Annotated in this window: 18 protein-coding genes and 1 pseudogene; 11 read left to right on the forward strand and 8 right to left on the reverse strand. The window is 56.8% G+C overall.

Annotated elements, in window-relative coordinates; translation table 11 throughout:
* Positions 1 to 302 precede the first annotated feature (302 nt).
* The 6 genes from phnC to Q3Y53_RS05320 are packed head-to-tail and all read left to right on the forward strand — an operon-like array spanning position 303 to position 5237.
* Positions 303 to 1067 carry a phosphonate ABC transporter ATP-binding protein gene (gene phnC / locus Q3Y53_RS05295; protein ID WP_226425344.1) on the forward strand — a complete coding sequence of 255 codons (765 nt, stop codon included), beginning with the start codon at positions 303 to 305 and terminating at the stop codon, positions 1065 to 1067.
* Between the two features lie 44 nt (positions 1068 to 1111).
* Positions 1112 to 2008, forward strand: a complete 897-nt coding sequence (phnD, locus tag Q3Y53_RS05300; protein ID WP_303533679.1) for a phosphate/phosphite/phosphonate ABC transporter substrate-binding protein — start codon at positions 1112 to 1114, stop codon at positions 2006 to 2008.
* Positions 2009 to 2063: 55 nt separating this feature from the next.
* The gene (gene phnE / locus Q3Y53_RS05305; RefSeq protein WP_226425346.1) at positions 2064 to 2873 is read left to right on the forward strand and encodes a phosphonate ABC transporter, permease protein PhnE; all 810 of its coding nucleotides are present in this window, start codon (positions 2064 to 2066) and stop codon (positions 2871 to 2873) included.
* Between the two features lie 8 nt (positions 2874 to 2881).
* Complete coding sequence (locus Q3Y53_RS05310) at positions 2882 to 3871, forward strand: phosphonate dehydrogenase (RefSeq protein ID WP_303533685.1); 990 nt, start codon at positions 2882 to 2884, stop codon at positions 3869 to 3871.
* Positions 3868 to 4638: a phytanoyl-CoA dioxygenase family protein gene (locus tag Q3Y53_RS05315; RefSeq protein ID WP_303533688.1), complete on the forward strand. Its 771-nt coding sequence runs from the start codon at positions 3868 to 3870 to the stop codon at positions 4636 to 4638. The genes Q3Y53_RS05310 and Q3Y53_RS05315 overlap by 4 nt, the downstream gene beginning before the upstream one ends.
* Positions 4635 to 5237 (forward strand): HD domain-containing protein, encoded by a 603-nt coding sequence (locus Q3Y53_RS05320; RefSeq protein WP_303533691.1) that lies wholly within the window; start codon positions 4635 to 4637, stop codon positions 5235 to 5237. The genes Q3Y53_RS05315 and Q3Y53_RS05320 overlap by 4 nt, the downstream gene beginning before the upstream one ends.
* A gap of 196 nt (positions 5238 to 5433) precedes the next feature.
* Here Q3Y53_RS05320 and rimK read toward each other — a convergent pair whose 3' ends face one another.
* Both rimK and Q3Y53_RS13110 read right to left on the reverse strand, forming a co-directional pair.
* Entirely contained in the window at positions 5434 to 6384 is a 951-nt protein-coding gene (gene rimK, locus Q3Y53_RS05325; RefSeq protein WP_226425684.1) for a 30S ribosomal protein S6--L-glutamate ligase, read from the reverse strand.
* A 57-nt stretch (positions 6385 to 6441) separates the two neighbouring features.
* Positions 6442 to 6834, reverse strand: a pseudogene (locus Q3Y53_RS13110) (ATP-dependent zinc protease); the annotation flags it as partial.
* A 294-nt stretch (positions 6835 to 7128) separates the two neighbouring features.
* Here Q3Y53_RS13110 and Q3Y53_RS05330 point away from each other — a divergent pair.
* The 3 genes from Q3Y53_RS05330 to Q3Y53_RS05340 are packed head-to-tail and all read left to right on the forward strand — an operon-like array spanning position 7129 to position 10882.
* Positions 7129 to 7980, forward strand: coding sequence for a phosphatase PAP2 family protein (locus Q3Y53_RS05330; RefSeq protein ID WP_226425350.1), 852 nt, complete (start codon positions 7129 to 7131; stop codon positions 7978 to 7980).
* 59 nt (positions 7981 to 8039) lie between these two features.
* Positions 8040 to 9347, forward strand: coding sequence for a YegS/Rv2252/BmrU family lipid kinase (locus Q3Y53_RS05335; protein ID WP_226425351.1), 1308 nt, complete (start codon positions 8040 to 8042; stop codon positions 9345 to 9347).
* A complete protein-coding gene (locus Q3Y53_RS05340) occupies positions 9344 to 10882 on the forward strand; it encodes a metallophosphoesterase (RefSeq protein ID WP_303533705.1) in 1539 nt (512 codons plus the stop codon). The genes Q3Y53_RS05335 and Q3Y53_RS05340 overlap by 4 nt, the downstream gene beginning before the upstream one ends.
* A gap of 234 nt (positions 10883 to 11116) precedes the next feature.
* Here Q3Y53_RS05340 and Q3Y53_RS05345 read toward each other — a convergent pair whose 3' ends face one another.
* Entirely contained in the window at positions 11117 to 11290 is a 174-nt protein-coding gene (locus Q3Y53_RS05345) for a hypothetical protein (RefSeq protein ID WP_303533708.1), read from the reverse strand.
* Between the two features lie 862 nt (positions 11291 to 12152).
* Here Q3Y53_RS05345 and Q3Y53_RS05350 point away from each other — a divergent pair.
* Entirely contained in the window at positions 12153 to 12335 is a 183-nt protein-coding gene (locus Q3Y53_RS05350) for a hypothetical protein (RefSeq protein WP_303533711.1), read from the forward strand.
* 2 nt (positions 12336 to 12337) lie between these two features.
* Here the strand turns inward: Q3Y53_RS05350 and Q3Y53_RS05355 are convergent, their stop codons facing one another.
* The 5 genes from Q3Y53_RS05355 to Q3Y53_RS05375 form a co-directional block, all read right to left on the reverse strand.
* Positions 12338 to 13972: an FAD-dependent oxidoreductase gene (locus tag Q3Y53_RS05355; RefSeq protein ID WP_303533714.1), complete on the reverse strand. Its 1635-nt coding sequence runs from the start codon at positions 13970 to 13972 to the stop codon at positions 12338 to 12340.
* Positions 13973 to 14026: 54 nt separating this feature from the next.
* Positions 14027 to 14236 (reverse strand): hypothetical protein, encoded by a 210-nt coding sequence (locus Q3Y53_RS05360; RefSeq protein WP_226425357.1) that lies wholly within the window; start codon positions 14234 to 14236, stop codon positions 14027 to 14029.
* Complete coding sequence (locus Q3Y53_RS05365; protein WP_303533719.1) at positions 14229 to 14381, reverse strand: hypothetical protein; 153 nt, start codon at positions 14379 to 14381, stop codon at positions 14229 to 14231. Before Q3Y53_RS05365 ends, Q3Y53_RS05360 begins: the two co-directional genes overlap by 8 nt.
* Positions 14382 to 14738: 357 nt before the next feature.
* Complete coding sequence (locus Q3Y53_RS05370) at positions 14739 to 15386, reverse strand: ParA family protein (protein WP_226425359.1); 648 nt, start codon at positions 15384 to 15386, stop codon at positions 14739 to 14741.
* A 9-nt stretch (positions 15387 to 15395) separates the two neighbouring features.
* Entirely contained in the window at positions 15396 to 15587 is a 192-nt protein-coding gene (locus Q3Y53_RS05375) for a hypothetical protein (protein WP_226400170.1), read from the reverse strand.
* 491 nt (positions 15588 to 16078) lie between these two features.
* Here Q3Y53_RS05375 and Q3Y53_RS13115 point away from each other — a divergent pair, with 491 nt between their 5' ends.
* Positions 16079 to 16183: a DUF4278 domain-containing protein gene (locus tag Q3Y53_RS13115; RefSeq protein WP_226425360.1), complete on the forward strand. Its 105-nt coding sequence runs from the start codon at positions 16079 to 16081 to the stop codon at positions 16181 to 16183.
* Positions 16184 to 16427 lie beyond the last annotated feature (244 nt).

Here is a 16427-nt window from a genome sequence, read left to right on the forward strand (position 1 = left end):
GCTCCGGCCGGGCCCTGTTGGCTTACAAATCGACTTGCCTCACGCTGCTTGCTCTCCTCGCAGCGAACATGCCCATCAACCCATCAAGGAATTCTGACAAGAGCAGCTAATGGCGACTTTGTCGCCACACCAAATCAACGAGAAAGAAGAAGCGAAAAGTTATGAAATCAATAACAGCAGGTCAAAGATAATTATAAATTGAAAGGCGATAAGTAAACCTCAACCAATTCTTATCCATTTGTTAATTAGTAGCGCCAGGCGAGGGTTAGATTTGAATAGCAAGGCCTTGGCAAAACATTGAAATGAATAACCTGTTAAGAGTCGAGCAGTTATCAGTATCATTCGGGGAAGATAATTTTGCTGTTCGAGATATCAATTTTTCGCTCCAAGATGGAGAATTCGTAGTTCTTCTAGGCTCCTCCGGAGCCGGAAAATCAACGCTGCTTCGCTCCCTGAACGGACTAGTTGAACCCCACTCGGGAAGGATCCAATCACGCCACCACGGAGAGATCAGCGCGAGCAAAAACCGGCAGCTTCGCGCCCACCGTCGCGACACGGCAATGGTGTTCCAGCAGCACCAGCTGATTGACCGCCTATCCGTGCTCGACAACGTGCTGATGGGGCGATTGGGATACCACTCTTTCCTGCGTTCACTGCTTCCACTTCCCGAGAGCGATCGCCAAAAAGCTCTCTCAGCCATCGAGCGGGTCGGCTTGATCGACAAAGCACTGGCCCGCGTCAAAGACCTCAGCGGCGGCCAGCAGCAGCGCGTCGGAATCGCTCGAGCGCTTGTTCAAGAGCCTCGCCTCATTCTCGCGGACGAACCGATCGCCAGCCTGGATCCAGAAAGTTCTGTGCAGATTCTTTCGCTGTTGAAAGACATCTGCCAGCGCGACCGAATTGCTGTTCTGGTGAGCCTTCACCAGGTGGAATTCGCACGCCAGTTTGCTGATCGAATCATTGGCATGGCGGCTGGCCGCATCATTTGCGACCAGCACTCCATGACCCTGGACGAGAGCGAGATTCACGCCCTGTATCGCCACAAGCTCGAGGCAGCGGTCACCTAAAAGTCCGCCGTCTCGAATTCAGGCTTGCTCTTCATTTCATCCCCATGTTGTCCCAAGCTGCGCGTTTTTCAGCCGTTGCTTTTGCATCTGCTGCGATTTTTCTGGTTGGTTGCTCCAGCCAAACAACGACTGGTAAGTCTGCCGACACCAGTGATCCCGACAAGCTGATTGTTGCCCTGCTTCCGGATGAAAATGCCGCAACGGTGATTCAGGACAATCAGGGGCTCAAGGATTTCCTCAATCAGAAACTCGGTAAGGAGATCGAACTGGTGGTCACCACCGATTACTCCTCCATGATCGAGGCGGCCCGCAACGATCGCCTCGACCTGGCCTATTTCGGACCGCTGTCGTACGTCTTGGCCAAAACCAAGAGCGAGATCGAACCGTTCGCCGCACGGATCAAGGGTGGCACCAAGACCTACAACTCGTGTCTGATCGGCAACACCGAAGCCGGTGTGACCGACTTTGAAGCGATCAAAGGCAAAACCTTTGCCTTTGGAGACCCAGCTTCAACCTCCAGTCGCATGTTCCCGGAACTGACCCTCAAAGAGAATGGCCTCACCAAGGGTGAGGACTACGAGGGGGTGTTCCTCGGCGCCCATGACGCTGTGGCCTTGGCGGTTCAGAACGGTAATGCTCAAGCCGGTGGGATGGCCTGCCCGATTTTTGAGTCGATGAAGGAGAAGGGCAAAATCGACGACACGAAAGTGACGTTGATCGCCAAATCAGCACCGATCCCGCAGTACCCCTGGACGATGCGCTCGTCGTTGAAGCCCGAACTGAAGGAGACCATCAGCACCACCTTCATTGAGCTGAACGACGAGAGCGTCCTGAAGCCCTTCAAGGCCGATGGATTCGCCGTGATCACCGATCAGGACTATGACGGCATCCGCAAGGCGGGTGATCTTCTGGGCCTCGACCTCGGCAAGTTCGTCAACTGAACACGTTCCTCTGTCCCGATGTTTCACACCATCGGGACATTTTTTATCTCCCGTTATGAGCGCTTCCGTTGATTCCTATCGCGCCATTCTTCGGCGCCATGAGCTGCGATGGCGGCAGCAATTCCTCCGTGTTCTGGTGATTCTCACGGCGGTGGTTGGTTCCCTGGCCATTGTGGGCCTGTTTGATCCGAATCGAATCGCCACCGGGGTGCCGGCGATTTTGAACTTGCTGCCTGAAATGTTCCCACCGGATTTCGGGCGGTGGCAGTTCTGGATCAAGCCCTTGATCGACTCGATGGCCATGAGCATCGCGGGCACCTCAATCGCTGTTTTCTTCTCACTGTTGCTCTGTTTCTTCGCAGCAAGAAACACCAGCCCGAGCCGTGGCTTGTACGTCATGGCCACCGCAATACTCAACGTGACCCGAGCCGTTCCCGAGTTGATTCTCGGCATGATTCTTGTGGCTGCTGTTGGCTTCGGAGCACTGCCCGGAACACTGGCGCTTGGCCTTCACTCCGTAGGCATGCTCGGCAAGTTCTACGCCGAGGCGATCGAACTCTGCGATCAGGAGCCGATCGAAGCCGCCCGCTCATCGGGCGCGTCTGAACTGCAGGTGATCGTTCACAGCATCCTTCCTCAGGTGTTTCCAGCGATGGCGGATGTCACCTTCTACCGCTGGGAATACAACTTCCGGGCTTCGATGGTGGTGGGCGCCGTGGGCGCCGGCGGCATCGGTTTGGAAATCATCAGTGCCCTGCGGATCATGGAATACCAACAGGTTTCGGCCCTGCTGCTGGTGGTGCTCGTAGTGGTTACGGCGCTCGATTCGATGAGCAATGCCCTGCGGCATTGGATGGTGCAATGACGACCCTGATGAGCCATCAACAGCGGCCCCATCTGGTGGTCACGAACCATGTGCAGGAGGAGGTGATCGACTTCCTCTCCGAATTCGCACGGGTCACCGCCAATCGCAGCCGGGAGCCCTGGAGCCGTCGCGTTCTATTGGAAACAGCAGCGGACGCCGACGGCCTGCTGATGTTCATGCCGGATTGCGTCGATGCCGACTTTCTGGATCACTGCCCGCGCTTGCGCTCGATTGCTGGCGCCCTGCGTGGTTTCGACAACTTCGATCTCTCCGCCTGTGATGCCCGGGGCATTCGCTATCAATTCATCCCCAATTTGTTGGCGGCACCAACGGCAGAACTCACCGTTGCGATGCTGATCAGCCTGGCGCGATCCATTCCGGCAGGGGATGCCTTCGTGCGCACAGGCCAGTTCCCTGGATGGCGACCCAATTTCTACTCCAAGGGAGTGATCAACAGCACGGTTGGCATCGTGGGGATGGGGCAACTCGGCATTGAATTCGCCGAGCGCATACGGGGCTTTGGCGCAACACTGCTGTACAGCGATCCCGTTCGTCTTGATCGCCCATCCGAGCAACGTCTTGAGCTGCAGCATCTGGAGTTCAACGACGTGATCGAACGCAGTGATCACCTGGTGCTGATGATGCCGCTCACGAACGACACGCTGCATCTGATCAATGCGGATGTGTTGGCCCGGTGCAAGCCAGGAGCAGTGCTGGTGAATCCATGCCGTGGCTCGGTGGTGGATGAACAGGCTGTTGTGCGGGCGCTGCAATCAGGCCAGCTGGGGGGCTACGGAGCCGATGTTTTTGAGATGGAGGACTGGGCCCGAGAGGACCACCCCTCTTCCATCCCCCAGGGCTTGCTCGATCAGCGCGATCGCACCGTGCTCACCCCGCACATCGGGTCAGCCGTTCAATCGATCCGAGAAGACATCGCCATGACGGCAGCCCGCAATCTCAAGGCACTTGTTGAGTCCACCCTGATGCCGATCAGATGAGCAACACCACAACCACAACGCACTGGGATCCGAAGGATCTCCTTGAATTCAAAGGGCGTCATCAACAAGACGGCGTCGTCCATGTGCCCGGCTTGGTGGCAAGCGACGCCATGGCGGAGTTGCTGACGTGGGTTGACGACATCTCCAACGCATCGACATTGGGGCGCCACTACTTCGAAAGCACAGACCGTGGTCGGGTCAAAGCGCGAACCGAAGACTTCGCCAAGGATCACCCTCCCCTGCATCAGTTCCTGACCCAAGGGCGGGTGCACGACGTGCTCGAAGCATTGTTTGGCGAGCCACCGGTGCTGTTCAAGGAAAAGATCAACTACAAGCACCCCGGTGCAGCCGGGTATGCCCCCCATCAGGATGCACCGGCCTATCCGTATGGCTCCCTGCACATCACGATGCTGCTGGCCTTGGATTCAGCTGATACCAGCAATGGTTGCTTGGAATTCGCCAAGGGGGCCCATCACAACGGGGTGATTGGCGTGAATGCCGATGGATGTCTACCGATTGAGCAGGCATCCCAACTCGAATGGACGCCGATGCCTGTGGCTGCTGGCGACGCTGTGTTCTTCAACTCCTTTGCACCGCACCGCAGCGGCACAAACCGCTCCGATCGTTCACGCCGCGCGCTGTACGTCACCTACAACGCCAGCTCCGAAGGCGATCTGAGATCGGAGTACTACGACCACAAAAAGCAGGCGCTGGCTGAAGGGCGCGTCAGCCTGATCAACCATTTTCTCGGGGAGGACGTCTCATGACTGCACTGGCCGACCACGCCATGGAATGGATGAAATCCATGCAAGCGGGGAGTCGCGAAGAACGCGTTGACCTGCTCTTCGCCTATCTGCACACCCATGGGCAATCCAGCTACGACCCATCGGTGACGCAGCTGGAACATGCTCTGCAGACAGCGCATCTGGCCCAACAGGAGTCGCACCAGCCCCACATGGTGGTGGCATCACTGCTTCATGACATCGGCCATCTGATGATTGATGAACACGATGAGCGGGGGGATTTCCTCGATCAAGACTGTGCCCATGAGGCCGTCGCAGCCCGAGCACTCTCTGTTTTCTTCCCCACGCAGGTCGTTGCCCCCGTACAGCGGCATGTCTCAGCCAAACGGCTGCTGTGCTCCCTGGATGAGACGTATTACGCGGGACTATCGGATGCGTCGAAACGCAGCTTTGCCGTGCAAGGCGGAGAGCTGAGCCGTTCTGAAGCAATGCGGCTGTTGGCCTTAGAGGGGATGGACGATGCCATGGCACTACGGCGCTGGGACGACCGTGCCAAGGTTGATGGGGTTGAAGTGCCCGACTTGGATGCCTACAGGCAGGTGGTCTTGGACCATCTGGTGTGAAGCAGAAACCGAACGTAATCAGAGCATCGCGATGCAAATCCGCACCGCCTGGTTGATCTCAACGTCGCTTCGACAATCGCCAGGAGATCGAAGCAAGCCAAATCAGCAACACCAGCAGAGCCAGCATCGAAACATTTAAGTAAAAGGTGAACATCGGTTAGGGCAGAAAACCAAGGCTCCCGCGCAACACACCAGATCAAGAAGCGACCAGAGCGGGGGTCGAACAGGAACGAACCCAACCCAGTTTTCGCTCCACTTCCTGAATCATTTGACCGGCGAGATCCTTACCCGTCGCCGTTTCAATTCCCTCGAGCCCAGGGCTGGAATTCACCTCCAGAAGCAAGGGCCCACGCTCCGAGCGGATGATGTCTACACCGGCCACGTCAAGGCCGAGCGCCCGTGTCGCCGCCACAGCCAGCTTGCGCTCCTCAGGCCGGATGCGCACCGCTTGAGCTGAACCACCCTGGTGAATGTTGGAGCGAAAGTCGCCCACTGCAGCTGTCCGCTCAATGGCCGACACCACCTTGTTGCCAATCACGAAACAACGCAGGTCCTTTCCACCGGCCTCCTTGATGAATTCTTGAACCAGCAAGTTGGCGTTCAGGCTCTTCATGGCATTGATCACACTCTCTGCAGCCTTCTGGGTTTCCGCCAAAACGACGCCACGCCCTTGGGCACCCTCCAGAAGCTTGAGGATCAGCGGTGCGCCGCCCACCATCTTGATCAGATCCTTGGTGTCGAGCGGAGAACTGGCAAAACCGGTAACCGGCATGCTCAGCCCATGGCGCACAAACAGCTGTGACGCCAGAAGCTTGTCGCGGGATCGTTTGATCGGCTCAGCAGCATTGAGAACACGAATGCCCATCGCCTCAAACTGACGGGTGATCGCACATCCGTAGAAGGTGACGCTCGGACGAATGCGGGGGATCACCGCATCGATGCGCTCGAGCACATTGCCACCCCGGTAATGCATCTCGGGGTTCTGCGGATCGAGCCGCATGTAGCACTGCTTGACGTTGAGGAATTCCATGCGGTGTCCGCGCTCCTCACCCGCCTCCAGCAGTCGACGGTTGCTGTAAAGCTCTGGATCCGAGGCGAGCAGAGCAATGCGGAGGCCCGTGCGTTCGGTGCGCAAGGCCGCATACATCCCTTCCAGGTGGGCCGGTTCAACGTCACCCAGTTGATGGCTCCCCTCAGGATCCACAAGCACGCGCCCCACCATTGCCTCGCGACCGAGCAACATCCGGTAGCCCATCGCATCCCTGTTGGTGAGGGTAAGTTCAATCGGCCAACGCTTCTCGCCGAGCACCAACTCTTCCCGAATCACATAGCGGGTTTCCGAGATGCCACTGGTGTTGCGCACGCCGCGTTGCTCCAGCACCGGCGCCTCATGGCGCACCACCACACTGCGGTCGTTCTGGAGCGGATGCACCTCAAAACTGATCCACAGCTCACCATCCCTCTGGAAGGGGACAATGTTGAAGGCATGCAACGACGACGTCGCCGCGCCGGAATCGACGCGTGCCTTAATCGCCGGCAATCCAAGCCCTGGCAGGGAGCACCACTCCTCACTGCCGACGATGAGTTTGTTGGTCAAGGCCGCTGTGGGTCCTTATCGAGAGAGCGCGAAATCATAGAACTCCTGTAGCCGTTTCAACCAACTGATTGGCACCAACGGATCCATCCCCATCCACCAAATGGGTGAACTTTCCGGGCTTGGCCCTCCCTCAAATGGGGAAATCACCCAGGTTCACTATCCAACGTCTCAGAAAAAAGCTCGATGACCATCAAAAAGAGGTGAGATGAGCCGATTCGAACGGCATCCAGTCGTTTATATGGCTCTCATGAAACGAAATAGCTATTTCTGAAGATGCCAGGCTGGTGCCTCCTAATGCGTCGGATTGAACTGGGTCTTTTGGTGTTGGCGCTTTTCGGACTAGGAGGCATCACAGGTCTCCCGGCAGAAGCAGGACAACCCACCTACTGCGAATCCAACGTCGGATCACCAAGTGATCTGAAGGAGTTGAAACACGGGCTCCTGCAGGGCTACCTCGATCCGAAAACGCTTCCCGACTCCCTCAAACTGCTTGCTCCTCCACCGGTACCTGGATCAGCAGCACAGGCACTCGATGAAGAGATCGCCAAGGCCAATTTTTCACATGAAGGCACTGCACGCTGGAGCCAAGCAGCAACGGATGCCGATCTGAACTTTCCTGCCGCCGCATCGATCTTTTCCTGCAGTTTGGGCATCGAAATTTCAGAAGAACGCACACCGAGGCTTTACACGCTCCTGCGTCGATCACTCACCGATGCGGGATTGGCGTCTTACAAAGCCAAGAACCACTACCAGCGATCAAGGCCGTTCATGAGCAATGGGGAGTCGATCTGCACCCCTGATGATGAGAATGCTCTGCGAACCGACGGCTCCTACCCATCCGGTCACACCTCTGTGGGCTGGGCCTGGGCTCTGATCCTCAGTGAGATTGCCCCCAACCAACAGGATCAAATCCTCCAACGGGGAATGGATTACGGAAGGAGCCGAAACATCTGCAACGTTCATTGGCACAGCGACGTTCAAGCGGGGCAGCTCATTGGCGCAGCAACGGTGGCACAACTGCATGCCAACCCCGTGTTCCGTGCTGATCTGCGGGCAGCACGCAAAGAAGTGAAGGCGCAGCAAGCCGCCAACAACAGTGCGAACTCGATCAGCTGCAAGCGGGAGCAAGCGGCATTACAGCCCTAACCAACCACGAAGAGACAACCAACAACAACACAGAGAGACAACATCTCCAAGGTTGAGCCATGCCCTCCAACATTGTCTTGAATGCCGATCCAGATGTTTGCCCCGCCATGGGGACCTGGATCACCAATAACACCCAGCTGCTCTCGGGTTTTTCTCTTCTCATCGCCGAAGACGTGATCGAGGAGCTCACCCTGCGCCATGAATTAGGTGGGCTTTCGATCATTCCCTGTCGTGCCATTCGTGACGGTGGGGATATCAGCATGGCCGCCAAGGTCCTCGAAGGAGAGATCAGTGGCCTGATCCATTTCCCTGCTCCACCTGAACAAATGAGCAGGGATGTGCTCGCCGAACCACTGGTACGAGCGGCCCTGCTCTGCGACTTACCGATCGCACTGAATCCAGCCACGGCATCCGCCCTGTTGCAGGGCGTGAAACGGAGTCGGCGGGGTTATCTGATTTTCAATCCAATCGCCGGACAAGGGGATCCTGAGGTAGAACTCGCAGAGATTCGTAGCTATCTCGAACCGCAGTTCATGCTGCAGGTTTGGAAAACCCAGCCTGACCTTGATCCTGCAGACCAAGCCAAAGAATTGATCAAGGAGATCAAAGCATTCGAGAAAGAAGGAGAGGGCGAGTCGATCATCATTGCCTCGGGAGGGGACGGAACCGTTGGAGCTGTTGCCAGTGCCCTGCAGGGCAGTGATATTCCACTAGGCATTATTCCCCGCGGCACAGCCAACGCATTTTCCGTTGCCCTGGGTATCCCCACAGGAGTGAAGGCCGCCTGCACCAATTTGCTTCTGGGCAATCTGCGACGTGTCGATGTCGCCGTTTGCAACGACCGACCCATGATCCTTCTCGCTGGCCTTGGCTTTGAAGCGGGGATGGTGGATAAAGCCAGCCGTGAACTGAAAAACATCCTTGGCCCCATGGCCTACATCTTTTCTGGTGCCAGGCAGCTGGTGGACCAACAACCATTCCAAGCCACCATGCAAATCGATGGCAACGAATACCAGCTGGATACGAGCGCCATCACCGTGGCCAATGCTGCACCAGCCACCTCCGTGATGGCCCAGGGGTTCGGGGAAGTGATTCCCGATGATGGGCTTCTTGAAGTGATTGTGGCCACCCCCAAAGACCGCATTGGTGGTTTTTCGGTGCTATCCAGCCTCGCCTGGTCGGCCATTAAAAGCAGCAATGCCAACCACAGCAACATTGCCTGTTTTCGAACCAAGCAGATTCAAATCAAGTTGAATGACGTTCAGAAACTGGTGATTGATGGCGAAGTGCTTGATGCACAAACGGTCACGGTGAGCGTGAACCCTCAAGCCTTGCAAGTGGTGGCACCCATCCCACTGAAATTTTGAATTTCGCCAGCGATCCTTCCCTTCAACGCAAGATCAGCCAGATGCGCAAGCGCGTGCGCTGGCAGCATCCGGAACTGATGCGTCGCGGGATCGATCAAACCCGACTCGTGATTAACAACGCCAATGGCAACCCCGCTGCGCACGATGCCTTTCACTTCCTCGTGCTTGGCGACAGTGGCACGGGTCGTCATCGGCACCACAGCCCACCCCGTCGCATTGCCGAACGTCTTCTGCCCCACAAAACAGACGCTGCCTTTCTGCTTCACACCGGAGACGTGGTGTATCTGGTTGGGGCTGCTGATCAGTACCGCGACAACTTTCTGAAGCCCTACAGGGAATGGCTCCAGCACAGTGAGAAATGGCAAACCATCAGCCACGAGGGACTGGTCTTCAATCAACCCTTCCTTCCGGTTCCGGGAAATCACGACTACTACGACCTCTCAATTCCCGTGGCATTGCTCGCAGGTCTCACCCTGCCATTGCGACGGCATCTGCAATGGATGCACGACATCGACGCTGGTTGGCGCGGCTCACGGCAGGGTGAAACCTATGCCCGCGCCTTCCTTGATGTTCTCGCTGACATCCCCTTAGCCCATCTCGGCGATCACCTGGATAAGCACTACGACGTTTCGTGGAACGGGAAGCGATGCCTGCGCTACCAACCCGGGATCAACACTCGACTACCCAACCGCTACTACCGCTTCCGGCATGCCGGTGTTGACGTGTTTGCAATCGATTCGAACACACTGTTGACAACATCCAACCCGTCAACAAATAGCGTTAAGCGTCGGCAAGAGCTTCGCAGTCTTGAACAACAACAGGCCACTCTCTACAGAGATTGGGCGAACAGCAATCTCAGTGAAGAGAAGCGCGATGCGCTCCTCGATGAACTTGAAACGCTGCAGGAGGAATGCTTCGATCTTCAACGCCATTTCAGGCCCAGTGCGTCCGTTGATCACGAGCAACTGACCTGGCTCAAGGAAGGGCTGATCGCATCCCATCGTGATCCCGATGCACGCGGACGCATCTTGACGATGCATCACCCCGCTTATGTCACAGAAAAAACCAAATGGAATCAGGCCGATACACAGGCGGTTCGCAACCACCTAAGGGATGTCTTCGACGAGGTTGCGTCATCTCTTGGGGACAGCCTCAGTTCGCCACTTGTGGATCTTGTACTCAGTGGCCATGCCCACTGTTTGGAGGTGCTGCGCACCCATGAAACCGGACATGCTGATCGCGAGATCAACTGGGTGATCTGCGGAGGAAGCGGCTATGGGCTCCGCATGCAACGGCGTGAGGGGGCTGAGCTGATCGAAGAGGACAACGCAGGAAACAGCAGCGTGATCGCCAGCAACAATCTCTTCATCGGACGCAACTGGAATGGCTGCGCTGAAGGAGATGCCTACAGCGGCATGCGCGTTGACATTGCTGAAGGGAAGCCACTCACCATGAACTTGAGACCGTTGGTTTCATCCCGAACCAGCAAAGGATGGGTTGATGCAGAACCTGGACCAATCACTCTGGGGCGATAAATCAAGGGGGAGAACCAACATTTAGAGGCACCACCCCCGACGCAAAAGAGCACCAAGGCAATGACGATCCCTGGCAGACAACAAGCGTACTGAAACTGCTATCTCACCACCTCTTCGACAAACGCCATGAGATCGAAGCAAGCCAAATCACCAACACCATCAACGCAAAACTGTCCCTCAATGGAGGGAGTGTTCAGACCATCTCCATTCCTGCAATGGGGGTAAAAGGCCAGTTCAGCGACGATTGGGTCGCTTGGAGTGGCTGTGTTTCGACGACAAATGCAACAAGCTCGATGCCTTGTCTTGTTCTTCCACCTTGGTGAGCCTTTTCACCAGATTCCAGGTGTCTTGCGCAGACATTTCCCCATCTTGCTCCCATTTGATGCTCGACAATTCGGAAGGAGACATCAAGGGAGGACGAGGTGATACAACTTAAGGAACGCGGTATCGATGTGGCCGTTGCAACCAAGCGATGTCACTTAAGACAATCGGAATATGGTTTGCATGGATACAACATCTTGCGATGAGGCAATAAAAAAGCTCCAGCCGCACGGGCTGAAGCCAGGTGATGGGGAACAAGCGAAACATATCGGCCCTACATCCACAATCAAGGGCTTTGGACACCACATCTGGTGGCTGATACAGCCTTGTCCGGGCAGCTGACACCATTGACCACTAGCTGCAAAACCGAAAAGGTCAGTGCGAACCGAACCAGGAGCAACAGGTGCCGAGACGGATCGCCAACAACGCCAGAACGCCAAGCGCCGCAGACACAAACGAAAGTCCCATCAGCTGCTGACGGCGCTTCTCACTCTTGGCCTCGACCGATTGGCTGCCGTTCAACGAAAAAATCCAGACGGACCAACTTACGCGTTTTCTGTAGCTTGCGCTACTAAGGCTGGAGCGCTGCCAGCGATTCGGAGGCTGCGTGCACTGAGTTGCGTGCGCGCTCTGAGATGACGGTGGCGGCGACAGGGCCTTTCATACAAATCGGCGCTGTTTTTCCACGACCGTGGGTAGGGCCAGCTGCGTTTGACTGCAGGCGAATTGGTTGTTCTGCAACACCACCAGGCGTGGAGCCACAGGGCGGTCATGCCACAGATCAAACCAGTCATGGCTGCATGATGAAACCCATCGGGGCAGCGTCAAGCGCAGGCCAGCAACCTAAGCAACGCTGAGGCATCCCCCGCAGCTCTGCATGAATGAGTGATACGGCCAGTTGCCAAGTGCCCTTGGGCCGATGCAGAACGGGTGCATCGGATCAGCAGCCATGGCCAAGCGTCGCTTTCTCGAAAAGCAACCGCTCACCGAAGCGGAAGGACTGACCGCCCTCATCATGATGGGGGTGGGGCTAACCCTGGGCGGCATCAGCGTGACGATCTTGATGGCGCTGAATGCCTCAGCCGCGGGGTCTTGGCAGGAACTCTGGCTCTCAGGCCACCTTAATTTCTGAGCTCAGGCCAACCAAGGCCAACGGAGTCCCAAAGCCTCCAAGGGATCCATCACGAGCTTGTTGAGGGCCCGGCCCAAAAGCACCTGGGGCTCTTCGGGACGGATCGGACGCACCGGATGCTCATGACGGGGCGATGCATTCGCCCCCCTCACCAGCCCACTGCGTAGCAGGGCATTGGCCGCCTCAAGACCGCAGACGTAGGCCCGTTCCTGGCACAGCCCCTTGGCACCATGCTCGCGTTCGCCCATCCGCACCCAATCGCCAGCGCAGACCACCGACGGAAGTGCTGTTTTCAGCGGCGGCCGTTGGTTGAAACTCCCGGGGGAGAACAACGACACAGAGCCCGGGTAACGCCGCACTTCAAACTCCAGCACCTGGGCGAACCGAAAGCCCGGCACCGCCTCGGGCAACAGCTCATCCAGCAGGGTTTCGACAATCTCTTGATCACTCAGCGCTGCGATCGCCGTGGCGTTGTAGAAGTCGCTGGCCACCACGGAGCCCTGGGGCTCACCACCACCCCAGAGTGCATCTTGATCCGCGTTCTGCAGCTGGTCCAGCATGAAAAAAGTGGCGCCAGCACCCTGCAAGGCGCCAAAGCGCGAGAAGACATTGGCGGGGTCGGCGACCGCTACGTAGCGATCCATCCACAACCGCACCGACACCACATCGATCGCGCCCAAGCTGCCAGCGGCCACCAGCTCCGGCAGCACATCCCTGCAGCCCGGCGACTGTGCCATCAGGGAATTCATGCCCTTGGCACCTACCGCCAGCACAACCGCATCAACGTCATCGATAACGCTGGAGCGTCCAGTTGCTTGGGAGCGGACCTCCACCGACTGGGTCGCTTCACTGGAGTGATCAAGATTGAGGCGCGTAGCCAACGTTCCTGCCAAGACAGTGAGCAGGCCAGAGTCCAGCAAGCGTTCAGCCAGGGGAGCGATCAACTGCTCGGCGATGCTGCCGGAACGCATCCACCGCACATCAAAGGAGTCTTGATGCGCCAGGGCGTAGTAGTAGAGCAGTTCCATGGTGACGGCTGCCGATAATTCCTCCGGTGGCTTGAACAGCCCCACCAGAAGAATCGGACGCAAAAACTCGTCGATCATCCGCTCACTGATTCCCAGTTGGCGGAACAGGGTCAACGCATCGATGGCGTCGTAACGCCGGAATGTCGCCTCGTTTCGATTCAGATCAAGCATGGCCACCAGTAGGCCGGCAATGCTGAAGCGATCGGCAACAGGCAGGCGCTTGAAATTCTTGATCGTCGCCATGGCCTGCCCCAGGGGGCTGGGGAGCTGCAGCCCATCACCGAACACCGGCGCAGTGGCCTCCAGACCGGCGGGGGACCAGAAGGCGCTGGTGGTGAATTCAGTGAACACATCAGTGAGCCCAAGCTCATCTGTCAGCGCATTGATGTTGGGGTAATCCCTCCAAAAGCCCCGGGTGCCGGCTTCAAAGGGTTTGCCAGTGGCGGTGCGCATCGCCGTCCTCCCCGTGGGATCCGACATCCCATCGATCAGGGTGACGCAAACGCCTGCTTCACAGAGAGCTTTGGCTGCACCCCAGCCGGCCCAGCCAGCGCCGATCACCACCACATGGGAGGCCTCAGCGTTCATGGCCTTGGGTTGCTCAGGCATCACCCTTTGAAAGTTCCGTGAATGATCAATGCATCATGAAGCTCTAGTGCTCAATCAGAGCAAGTTCAGAGCCTCAAGCACTTGGACCCGAATGCCACCGAGACGGGCCCATGCCCGCAAGGCATCAGTTTGGGAGCGGTAAGGCCGCCAGTCGTCTTCATCAATGCGCCGTTGAATGTGACGCATCACCCGTTCAGCGACGACACGGTCACTGGATGCTTTCAGAACGATCTGCCGACCATTCAACTCAAACGTGTCAGTCATTTTTGGGTGGTTTGATCAGCTCACCGGTCTGCAACGACACCACAGCGAAGCTGCCCACAAAGACAACCGCAACCAGGACGAGGAAGGCCGCTGTGAGATTGCTGATCTCAAGCTGCCCGAGCATGAAGGCAAGCAAGGGCATCATCCAAAGCAGCAACCGCTTTTGAACTTAAACGGACTGGTCGTTGTTCAGATTGCCAAGAACCATGCCGGCCATCGACAAACCGATGGCAAGCATCACAACCGCTTCGATCATGCGGCTTTATTGGAGACGCTTGGCTTCTTGAGCAGAACAGCCGCGGTGGAGGGCTTCGCCGTGACCTGGCCAGAAAGAGCAGATTGAGATTGGGGCTGCCAGGTGGATGCTGCTGAACAACGGGTGGGATTTTTCAACCAAGAACTGCGTCCCATCAACCTTCAATCAGCTGTAACCAGGATTACGGATGAAGCGCAGAAGATCTGTCTGATTGGCGACCGACGCCGGAAGTGAGGTGTTTCTTGATCAAGCACTAATCGCGTCAGGCATTGCTGCCGTCAAGCGATCACGGATCTGAACAGCTGCCTGGCGATAGGCCGCCCAGCCCCCCATGCGCCGCAGATCGGCACGACCACGATCATCCACAGCATTCGATACGCATACACCCTCCACCTCAGCTTTTTCAAACGCCGCTAACAAGGGGATTTCCGCCTGCATCACATCCACATCAAAACCCTCCAAAATCTGGCGTGCTTCCTGCGCAACCCGTTGTTTTCGGCTGTCCACCTTCACCAACAACGCGGCATGCATGGTGTCCATCTGTCTGAGGATTGAAGAGAGTTCAACGGTGAGCTCCACTGATCTCGCCTGCGGCGTGGTTGGCAGCAAAACAAGATCTGCTCCCGCCGAAAGATTTTTGAGTTCATCCTCGTGGCTGCTGGCCTGCCCGTCGGTGATGATCACCTGGGCGTGGCGGGTGGCTTTCGCTGCAGCCTCCACCGGCACCACCTCAAACGGAAGCATCCCCCGGGCGGCATAAGCGGTTGCTGAGCGATTGCGGTCCGCATCAACAACACACACCGACAGACCCTGCTGGGCCCAGACACAAGCCAAATGAATGCTGGTGCAGGTTTTTGCCACACCACCCTTCTGGCCAAAGACAGTCAAAAACATGGCGGAGGTTTAAATGCGCGGAATGATCGCGTCATTCGGGAAGAACTCTTCAAACACACAAATGCGGTCGGCCCAACGGGCCTCCACTTCCAAACGCATCAAGCGATTGCGCACCCACATCAAGGTGTCCACATCAATAGGTTTATGGAACTTGTGCTGCTGAGCCTTCACCCAATCATCCTTGCTCTGAGCGCTGTTCATGACCGCCAAAACTGATCTGCACTCACCGTACGGATGGCGTCTATGGGCGCCATTAGCTTCACACTGAGTAAGCATCAAAGATCACCCAATCGCAGACGAACTGTTCAGCAGAACAACGAATTAATGGAAGCTTTGAGTCCGGGCCAGAAGGTTCAGAGCTTGAGCCTCGAGATCGGTAGCCGATCCATCATTTCCACCAGTCAAGCGGCGACAGAATCGGTTCAATTCTCCTTCAGCCGTAATGACTCAAAAAACACCAGAACTCAAGCCGCGTCCGGTGCATACACCTCCCAAACGTGCTTGAAGCCTTTGAAGGCCTGAGCCGAACAAAATTCTTGTTCTGTAACAGCACGAACGACACGTGGGCTTGCAGCACTCCTATAAAGGATCTGTAGCAACTGCTACGCATTCACGTTCACCTCGTCTTCGGCGAGGCGCAGTTCGATTCAGGCCATGGAACGGGGACCTGAGCTTGCTTCGAGGAACTCATCATGACCCTGACCTATCGCGGCCAGAAGTACAACCAGAACAACGCTGCCGCATCCAACGCCCAGCGTCCTGTTCTTGTTTATCGCGGTCAGAAAGTATCCCGCTGACAACAGCACAACCTCTTTCAAGCCCCGCCTCGGCGGGGCTTTTTTTTATGGCTCATTCGCCTTCAGGATCTGGCTGCTTTGCCTTCCAACGTTCAAACCAAACCGCGACGGCGAGGGACACACCCACGGCAAATCCAGCACCAATCAGCACCACCCCAACTTCGACCGGCATCAACGCGACCTGATTACTGCCTCAAATCATCGGACAACACCCATCAAAACGATCAGGGCTGCGCTATCGAAC

The sequence above is a fragment of the Synechococcus sp. YX-04-1 genome (assembly GCF_030546365.1).
In the GTDB taxonomy this organism is placed as follows: domain Bacteria; phylum Cyanobacteriota; class Cyanobacteriia; order PCC-6307; family Cyanobiaceae; genus Parasynechococcus.

What these genes read in the sequence shown, in the direction of transcription:
- Q3Y53_RS05350 (WP_303533711.1), top strand. Translation starts at nt 12,153, where the DNA reads ATGGCCAAGCGTCGCTTTCTCGAAAAGCAACCGCTCACCGAAGCGGAA.
- phnC (WP_226425344.1), top strand. Translation starts at nt 303, where the DNA reads ATGAATAACCTGTTAAGAGTCGAGCAGTTATCAGTATCATTCGGGGAA.
- rimK (WP_226425684.1), bottom strand. Translation starts at nt 6,384, where the DNA reads ATGTATGCGGCCTTGCGCACCGAACGCACGGGCCTCCGCATTGCTCTG.
- Q3Y53_RS13115 (WP_226425360.1), top strand. Translation starts at nt 16,079, where the DNA reads ATGACCCTGACCTATCGCGGCCAGAAGTACAACCAGAACAACGCTGCC.
- Q3Y53_RS05315 (WP_303533688.1), top strand. Translation starts at nt 3,868, where the DNA reads ATGAGCAACACCACAACCACAACGCACTGGGATCCGAAGGATCTCCTT.
- Q3Y53_RS05345 (WP_303533708.1), bottom strand. Translation starts at nt 11,290, where the DNA reads ATGTCTCCTTCCGAATTGTCGAGCATCAAATGGGAGCAAGATGGGGAA.
- Q3Y53_RS05370 (WP_226425359.1), bottom strand. Translation starts at nt 15,386, where the DNA reads ATGTTTTTGACTGTCTTTGGCCAGAAGGGTGGTGTGGCAAAAACCTGC.
- Q3Y53_RS05330 (WP_226425350.1), top strand. Translation starts at nt 7,129, where the DNA reads ATGCGTCGGATTGAACTGGGTCTTTTGGTGTTGGCGCTTTTCGGACTA.
- Q3Y53_RS05335 (WP_226425351.1), top strand. Translation starts at nt 8,040, where the DNA reads ATGCCCTCCAACATTGTCTTGAATGCCGATCCAGATGTTTGCCCCGCC.
- Q3Y53_RS05320 (WP_303533691.1), top strand. Translation starts at nt 4,635, where the DNA reads ATGACTGCACTGGCCGACCACGCCATGGAATGGATGAAATCCATGCAA.
- Q3Y53_RS05360 (WP_226425357.1), bottom strand. Translation starts at nt 14,236, where the DNA reads ATGACTGACACGTTTGAGTTGAATGGTCGGCAGATCGTTCTGAAAGCA.
- Q3Y53_RS05375 (WP_226400170.1), bottom strand. Translation starts at nt 15,587, where the DNA reads ATGAACAGCGCTCAGAGCAAGGATGATTGGGTGAAGGCTCAGCAGCAC.
- Q3Y53_RS05355 (WP_303533714.1), bottom strand. Translation starts at nt 13,972, where the DNA reads ATGCCTGAGCAACCCAAGGCCATGAACGCTGAGGCCTCCCATGTGGTG.
- phnE (WP_226425346.1), top strand. Translation starts at nt 2,064, where the DNA reads ATGAGCGCTTCCGTTGATTCCTATCGCGCCATTCTTCGGCGCCATGAG.
- Q3Y53_RS05310 (WP_303533685.1), top strand. Translation starts at nt 2,882, where the DNA reads ATGAGCCATCAACAGCGGCCCCATCTGGTGGTCACGAACCATGTGCAG.
- Q3Y53_RS05365 (WP_303533719.1), bottom strand. Translation starts at nt 14,381, where the DNA reads ATGATGCCCTTGCTTGCCTTCATGCTCGGGCAGCTTGAGATCAGCAAT.
- phnD (WP_303533679.1), top strand. Translation starts at nt 1,112, where the DNA reads ATGTTGTCCCAAGCTGCGCGTTTTTCAGCCGTTGCTTTTGCATCTGCT.